10 protein-coding genes are annotated in these 7089 nt (G+C 51.7%); 6 read left to right on the top strand and 4 right to left on the bottom strand.

Going from position 1 to position 7089, the window contains the following annotated elements:
* The first annotated feature begins 1143 nt into the window (after positions 1–1143).
* Positions 1144–1617 (top strand): helix-turn-helix domain-containing protein, encoded by a 474-nt coding sequence (locus HKD28_RS15355; RefSeq protein WP_194269084.1) that lies wholly within the window; start codon positions 1144–1146, stop codon positions 1615–1617.
* A gap of 323 nt (positions 1618–1940) precedes the next feature.
* Positions 1941–2405, top strand: a complete 465-nt coding sequence (locus tag HKD28_RS15350) for a hypothetical protein (RefSeq protein ID WP_194269083.1) — start codon at positions 1941–1943, stop codon at positions 2403–2405.
* Between the two features lie 42 nt (positions 2406–2447).
* Here HKD28_RS15350 and HKD28_RS15345 read toward each other — a convergent pair whose 3' ends face one another.
* Genes HKD28_RS15345 through HKD28_RS15335 form a run of 3 tightly spaced genes read right to left on the bottom strand, consistent with a single transcriptional unit; the run spans position 2448 to position 3938 of the window.
* Positions 2448–3392 (bottom strand): site-specific integrase, encoded by a 945-nt coding sequence (locus HKD28_RS15345; RefSeq protein WP_328750837.1) that lies wholly within the window; start codon positions 3390–3392, stop codon positions 2448–2450.
* A gap of 7 nt (positions 3393–3399) precedes the next feature.
* Positions 3400–3723, bottom strand: a complete 324-nt coding sequence (locus tag HKD28_RS15340) for a type II toxin-antitoxin system PemK/MazF family toxin (RefSeq protein ID WP_194269082.1) — start codon at positions 3721–3723, stop codon at positions 3400–3402.
* Positions 3720–3938 carry an antitoxin MazE family protein gene (locus HKD28_RS15335; RefSeq protein WP_194269081.1) on the bottom strand — a complete coding sequence of 73 codons (219 nt, stop codon included), beginning with the start codon at positions 3936–3938 and terminating at the stop codon, positions 3720–3722. The genes HKD28_RS15340 and HKD28_RS15335 overlap by 4 nt, the downstream gene beginning before the upstream one ends.
* Before the next feature lie 334 nt (positions 3939–4272).
* Between HKD28_RS15335 and HKD28_RS15330 the strand changes: the two genes are divergently transcribed.
* From HKD28_RS15330 to HKD28_RS15315, 4 genes are all read left to right on the top strand, one after another.
* A complete protein-coding gene (locus HKD28_RS15330) occupies positions 4273–4923 on the top strand; it encodes a hypothetical protein (protein ID WP_194269080.1) in 651 nt (216 codons plus the stop codon).
* Between the two features lie 331 nt (positions 4924–5254).
* A complete protein-coding gene (locus HKD28_RS15325; RefSeq protein WP_194269079.1) occupies positions 5255–5632 on the top strand; it encodes a hypothetical protein in 378 nt (125 codons plus the stop codon).
* A 241-nt stretch (positions 5633–5873) separates the two neighbouring features.
* A complete protein-coding gene (locus HKD28_RS15320; RefSeq protein ID WP_194269078.1) occupies positions 5874–6152 on the top strand; it encodes a BrnT family toxin in 279 nt (92 codons plus the stop codon).
* Entirely contained in the window at positions 6140–6469 is a 330-nt protein-coding gene (locus HKD28_RS15315) for a helix-turn-helix domain-containing protein (RefSeq protein ID WP_194269077.1), read from the top strand. The genes HKD28_RS15320 and HKD28_RS15315 overlap by 13 nt, the downstream gene beginning before the upstream one ends.
* Before the next feature lie 213 nt (positions 6470–6682).
* Here HKD28_RS15315 and HKD28_RS15310 read toward each other — a convergent pair.
* On the bottom strand, positions 6683–7089 hold a 407-nt coding region (locus tag HKD28_RS15310), incomplete at its 5' end, for a hypothetical protein (protein WP_194269076.1).

The raw sequence follows: 7089 nt of genomic DNA, 5'->3' as shown, positions 1-7089 counted from the left end.
ATAATGAGATTTCATTATCAATTTCTGATATTTCCTCCTTTAGGGCATCTACCAATACTGGAAGGGAGGTTTCTTTTTTTTTGTCTATCATGTTTTCAATATGGGACAAAATTCAAAAATTAAAAAGACATTTTCAAAAAAAGCTATTGAAAACAATAAATTATTTTTGGTGTGTTTTGGTTTAGTATAAGTTTGTTTTAATGATAGCTGCTGTTCCATGCAGCTATCATTAAAACAACATTTAGGTCAAGACATAAAAAATGATTGCTTTGAGCTGCGCTCACCTTTATAAAGCTTCTTACCGAAGTGATTCCTTCCGAATCGTTCTGATTTCAACTCGGATCAGAAATGATTTTGAAAGGAAATCAAAAAAAAGGCCCAATCCCCTGCCAGGGAAAGGACCTTTTAAAATCATCGATTAATGAAAATCGATGAAGAGCCAAATTCGAGCCACGTAGTAGACTGCCTTGAGTCCAAGATTACAGATTTGAAACTTACTCACTCATAACACCTCCTTTCTGTTTAGATTTGATATTTTCATACCGTCTGCATACGCGTGACGCTGCCACGTCACGGCGCATACGGTGTATGTTACAGTGAAATATCGGATTTCTCAAGGATTGTTTGAACAGTTAGGTGGAACAAATAGAGAACTAGAGACATATATCACCCTTTTGTGATATGGCTCCCCTAATTCGAGGCAACTTTTTTTATAATGCCTCTTGTCTGGAAGAGCTTTTTTAGCGCTCACCAGAATCTCCTTGGTCAGAGATAGCTTGGGCAGCGATTGAATTATCAAACTCGCCCCATATACCTAAAGCTGAAAATAGATCGCACATTCATCTGCGACCAAGCTTTCTCACGCGGAGCAAGCGGTTATCTGATGTGTTCTGAGTGATCAGGAAAGCGCATTACGCTAAACCTAGACAATAAGCTCCAAACCCATCAGTATGCTTGAAAACAATGAAGGGGACAGCCCGGCAAGGCTGCCCCCTTCGAATCTCGCTCTAGCCCGGCGAGGCAGATGCAGAAGCGATTCAGCCCGCTTAGGCATCCGATGTGCTTATAATAGACTCGGCCGGTATCGGTTTCAATGTCTGATTAGCCGCACGGGGAAGTGTCTCGCCTGAGAAGGATCAGGCCATGACTTCTTTTGCTTCCCAGATCTGGACCCTGACCCAAGCCCGTCAGATCACCGCCAGGACACATCTCGTCCTTCAGGCCCTCGCCAGCTTCGAAGGCAACCGCGGTCTCTTTCCCTCCCATGAAAGTATTGCCGCCCGTGCCGGATGCAGCACCAGAACCGTCATTCGGGCGCTGGAAACTGCTTACAGCCTTGGTCTGGTGGAGCGGACCCGCCAGCGTATGCGACGCTCAGGTCGCGTTGTGAATGGCCCCAACCGCTACCGACTGGTTTTAATCAGCCTGGAACAGGCCAAGGCTGCGGCAGCGCATGCGACACGGCGTCTCAAAGAGGCTCTTGCTCGCCGGAAACTCCGATTTTCCTCTAACTGTCAAAATGACAGCGAACCCCATTTTCAAAGAGATATTTTCTTTGAAAAACCACGCTCCAAGAATGACTGGCTCGATCTGATCGCGTCCTGGTCCCCGAGTTGAAGTTCTAACGCTAAGATTTCCCCTTAGACGCACATTCAAAAGGCTCAAGACGAAGGAGCTATTCGAAAGACTATCCCTTCATCTCGGCCCGACTTGGCCCTGAATGGCCCGAGACGGCCTCACCTAGCCCGAAACCCTAGAGATTCTCCCTTGAGGCCATCTAGGGCCGAATAGGGCCCTCTCAGTTAAAAAGCGAATAGGCAAGATGTGTTGCCCCGGACGGGGCAACAGTCTTACTCGCTAAGGCTCGACGGGATACAACATAGCTACGCCAAGGATACGACTGTATCGTTTAAGCGTATTTTTTGGATCTGGATGACCGCATGACCAGACAACGCTACACCTATCAGGAGCTTGCCGAACAATGGGGCATCACTGTTCCCGCCGCCAAGCAGCGGGTTCGGCGTGCCGGATGGAAGCGTGGGCGAGGCAATGACGGAATGGTCCGTGTTCTCGTGCCCGAGGATACGGAACGGATGGAAACAACCGTACCCCCTGCAAAACCCTCAAAAAACCAAGCTTTAGAGACATTAAGGGATACGATCGAAAACCTGACGGGCGTTACGGTCAAGCAGACCCAAAGAATAGAAGATCTGACCACAGCACTTCTGGAGAGTCAGGAGCAGAATGCTATTCTGCGTGAGCGTTTGGCCACTCTTGAAGCTCAGAAAACGCCATTACCTGGGGCACAGTCCTTGCCCCAAAAACCCATTGCACAGTCACGACCACAAAGCCTTATCGGACGGGTACTACGCGTACTCTACAAAGGGGATACGCCGTTACGATAAGGCGTATCCCCGACGGCGCTGGTGGTGGCCGTTTGGCTAGGGTTACAGAAACCGCTGTCCGGCATGGGACTTCAGTAGCGAGGCGCGCCGGACATAGGTGCGCAGCACATCGAGGCTCTGATGCCGCGAGGTTTCAGCGATCAGCAGCGCATCGGCACCGGCTTCTGCTCCGGAAGTGATGAACCCTGCGCGCAGCGAATGCCCCGAGAAGCGCTCCGGATCGAGCCCCACGGCCTCGGCGGCTGTCTTGATGATCCGGGCCACCGATCGATCTGACAGCGACCCGCCGATCCGGCCATGCCGGTCTACGGACCGGAATAGCCGACCGGACGTGATCCCGGCCGCATCGCACCAGGCCGAGAGATGCTCCAGCGCCCGGATGGTGGAGCCGTTCAGAATCCCGATCGTCTGACCGGCCCCGTCCGTGTCAGTTTTGCTTCGTCGAACCGTGAGTAGTGCGCCGCCCTCCTGGGGTACGAGATCCCCGACCTCCAGCGTCACCAGTTCAGACCGTCGCAAGGCCCCGGCAAAGCCCAGGGCCAGAAGCGCCCGATTGCGCCGACCGATCAGCGTGTCAGGCTGGACATCGAGCATCCGGCGCAGCAGCTCCACGGTTGTAGGGGCTTTGCGGGTTGGGCCCGTGCCAAGCGTGCGTCGCATGCCCCGCAGCGCGTCCTGGACGACACGGGAGCGGCTGAAGCTCTCGAACCCCGCCAGCTCATGCGCACAGGACACGGCCGCCACCCCACGGGCCAGTGTCGCGGCTTTGCGACCCTGCTCCAGACGCGACGCGATCCAGGCGGCGACGGTTTCGGGCTGAGCGGGTAGCGCCATGACGTCCTGGGTGCGGCACCAGGCGACGAAGGCGGCCCAGTCGGTGCGATAGGCGCGCAATGTCGCGGGAGACCGGGCCGCCAGAATCAAGCGGTCAGAGGCGTCCTGAAGAACCGCCGGAATCGTCTCGGGGAAAAGCGGCTGTAAGGTCACTGGCCCTTCAGGCCAGACCGAGAAACAGCGCCAAAGCGCGATTGACGGAAAGCATGACGGTATCGCTGGCGATCCCGAAGGTGGGGCCAATCTTGTCGCGGGAGACCGTGCTGGGTTTGTCGATCATCACCTGGGACGTTTTGCGCAGCCCGTTCCGCTCGTCCGGGGCTACCGACAGGCGGAGCAAGGGCGCGTTTATGAGGGTGCTGGTGACAGGGAGAATGGTCACGGAGGCGGTCGTCTCGAAACGGTCCGCCTGAACGATCAGAGCCGGCCGGGGTTTGCCCAGATCGCCTTGGAGAGCAACGGTGACAAAGTCTCCTCGATTCATGCGTCCCATCCGTCGAGATCGCTGGCAGTGGTCTCGAGAAAGGACATCAATGCGGGATCGTGCCGGTCTGCCTCGGCTACCAGACGCGCCTGGCGCTGGCATTCCGCATCAAAGCCCGGGGTGCGTGTATCGGGCACCCAGATCTGGACGGGGCGCAGCCCGGCCTTGCGAAGGGTGTCACGGCGCTTCTGGACGCGGATAGCAACAGGGGTCATGGCGTTTCTCCTTCCGTTACATGTAACAGAAAGGCGCGCTGACTTCTACTAAAAACGGTTTTGGAGCCATCCCTTCTAGGGGAGCGTCGTGACACTCTGGGTGCGGCACCAGGCAACGAAGGCCGCCCAGTCGGTGCGATAGGCGCGCAACGTGGCGGGAGACCGGGCCGCCAAGGCCAGATGATCGGCAGCGGTCTGAAGGCGTACCGAGAATATATTATGACTAAAATTCGATTTCTCATTGACGAAATATATTTTTTGTTTTTAGTCATTTCATGAGGAATAAAACCTCAAAAAAGATTCTAAAAAGAATCAAAATGAAAGAAGAATTAAAATGTCTAGCTCTGACCTCATTTCCATGTTGAAGACACAAAAAGCATCTTCTCAGGATCAAGTCTCTATGACGGTCCGCATGCCTGTAGAAATGGCTGCGCAAGTCGATGGCTTGGCTGAATTTCTCAATATTTCCAGAAATGAGACGGTTCTCAAGCTCATTTCTCCAGAACTTGAAAAAGTAAAAAAAGAAATCGATTCTCTTTCTCTTGAAGATGATGAAGATATTTCAAATATTGATACGGCCTCAGATGAGGCTAAGTTCTTTATTTTGAATACTAATAAGGGAAATAACATCGAAGATCATAATAGAATGGTTAACAATGGGCTTGCAGAAGCATTCTGTGATCCATGGATGTTTTATATTGATAAAATCAAAAAAAATGATGTCGTTTTTCTTTATGAAAATGGAAAAGGAATTGTTTCTTATGGAAGAAGTAACGGGGTAACAGAAATTTCCAATAGAAAAAGCGATCCATCACAAGATAAAAGTCACTTCCAGAAACTGGAAAATTATACAATTCTCGACAATCCTATTAAGGCATCTGAAATAAGATCAATTCTTGGGCGCAATATACCGTTTCTGAAGACGCTGATTCATTTGTCTGATGGCATTAAGCTTCTGAAGTATATTCAATCGACCAAAAAATAACATGAGTGCTCCACTCACCAAGGTGGAGCCTTGCTGACCCCGGCAGTTTAGTGAAGTGCGAGATCACGACTGCCGGTTTGGAACAGTTCTAGTGTCTGAGAATGGGCATTCTCAGACACTAGAACGGATTGCTTGATACCGTTCGCTGCGCGGGATCGGTCGATATCAGAGGGTCTCAGAAGAGTATCGCGACGGTATCAGGTCGGTATCACAAGAGTATCACCTCGATATCAGGATTTTCTCTTCTCCATACACAAATGCAAACTTTCAGTTGTGCGTCTCACTGAGCACTAGTGCTAAAGTCTTCAAAACAGATTTTGGAGTGCCCCTCATGAGCCGACAGACCATGCACGCCGTCCGCCAGCGCCGCAAAGCGCTTGGCCTGGTCCAGATGAATGTCTGGATCCACGAGGATGACAAAGACGACTTTCAGAAAGCCGTCGCCCCCTTCCGCGACCGGGGCCGTCAGATCGAGCAGGAGGCCCGGGAGGAGCCTTTGGAGTTCGTGCCGTTCACATACCTGGTACGCTTTCCGGTGACGCCTCCGGCCGCCGTGCGGAACAGCATGAAAGCGTCCGGATGGGTCTATGACCGGGACGGGGATGTCTGGAAACGTCTGGTGTCCGAAGAGACCCTTGAGGTCATCCGGCAGGAGGCCGTAACCCTCAAACTCCAGCATCAGGCCATGCTCGATAGCGACTGGCACTAGTGCTCTATGTGATGCACAAACTGAAAGTTTGCATTTGTGTATGGAGAAGGAAAAAACCTGCAACGATCTTGCCACGATGGGGACACGACCGTGCAACGACCTCTGACACGATGGCGGCACGATCTTTTGGCGTCAGCATGAGACGATGAGAGTCGTCAGGGAGGATTTCTGTTTGACCAGGTCCGCCATCGAAAAGCGTCAAAAGTGTTGTATTTTGTACGCTAGCAGCGTATAAAAACGCATGACCGGACCTCAGATCGCGTTTGAATGGGATGACGCGAAAAGCGATGCCTGTCTCGAGGAGCGCGGATTCATTTTTGCGGATGTGCTGGTCATTTTTGCGGGGCCGCTGCTTCAGAAGCCGGATGACCGGAAAGATTATGGCGAGCCCCGCATCAGGGCCGCAGGCTTGATTGAAGGCGTCCCGTTCATGGTCGTCTATACGATCCGGGGCGACTGCTTCCGGATCATCTCAGCCCGGAAAATGCACCGGAAGGAGTGGATCAAATGGCAAGAATGACACTGGCAGAGATCAAGGCCCGCCCTTCTACGATCGACTGGACGCGAGTGAACGCGACCACGGACGGCGACATTGACCGTCAGGCCAAGGAAGATGACACGGAGGGGGAGCTTCCTGGGCTGGCTGCTCCGTCACCGGCAACCGTGCGGCGTCACTTGAAGCTGACCCAGAAGGATATTGCGGCCCTAGCGGGCGTGCCGGTCGCGACCTGGCGGAACTGGGAGCAGGGGCGGGTTCGTCTGGATCCCGCAGTACAGACCCTGCTTCGGGTGCTCTGGCGGGAGCCTGATGCCGTGCGGCGTGCAATGGCTGCGTGAATGGATCGAAGGTCTCCGGATCGCTCCCAAGTGTCCGCGCATGCTCTGCAGCGCGCCTTGGACGAGGCGGGAGCGGCTATAGCTCTGGTTTTAAGTGCCATCGTGTTTGTTGTGTCTGAGATGCTGGGAACGGGTTTTTGTCGGATCTAAAGCCCCATATTTTGTCTTATTTTCCACGACAAATGTCATATAGGACATAAAAACCATTATTTTCTAGGTTTTAATCCAATATCCTTTTCTGGAACCAGGTTTTATTACACCATCTTCTCGCATGTAGGATAGATAAGTCCTAAGAGTAGAATCATTTATATTAAATCCTGAGTCTTTGACATGAAGAATAATAGAGCTACATTTTTCCTCTTTAGAAGAATTTGATAAATAATCACTAATAATTAAGCTAATATCTGCCCTGTTTTGGGAAATTCGTTTTAAACGTTTTCCTTTAAATTTAAGCAAATCCGCATTCTTTGCATGCAAAATTGCCATAAGAGTGTTTCTTTTATTTCTCAATAATGAGATTTCATTATCAATTTCTGATATTTCCTCCTTTAGGGCATCTACCAATACTGGAAGGGAGGTTTCTTTTTTTTTGTCTATCATGTTTTCAATATGGGACAAAA

Origin of the sequence: Gluconobacter cadivus (assembly GCF_015244745.1) — a bacterium.
In the GTDB taxonomy this organism is placed as follows: Bacteria; Pseudomonadota; Alphaproteobacteria; order Acetobacterales; family Acetobacteraceae; genus Gluconobacter; species Gluconobacter cadivus.
This window is presented reverse-complemented; position numbering and strand designations above follow the sequence as displayed.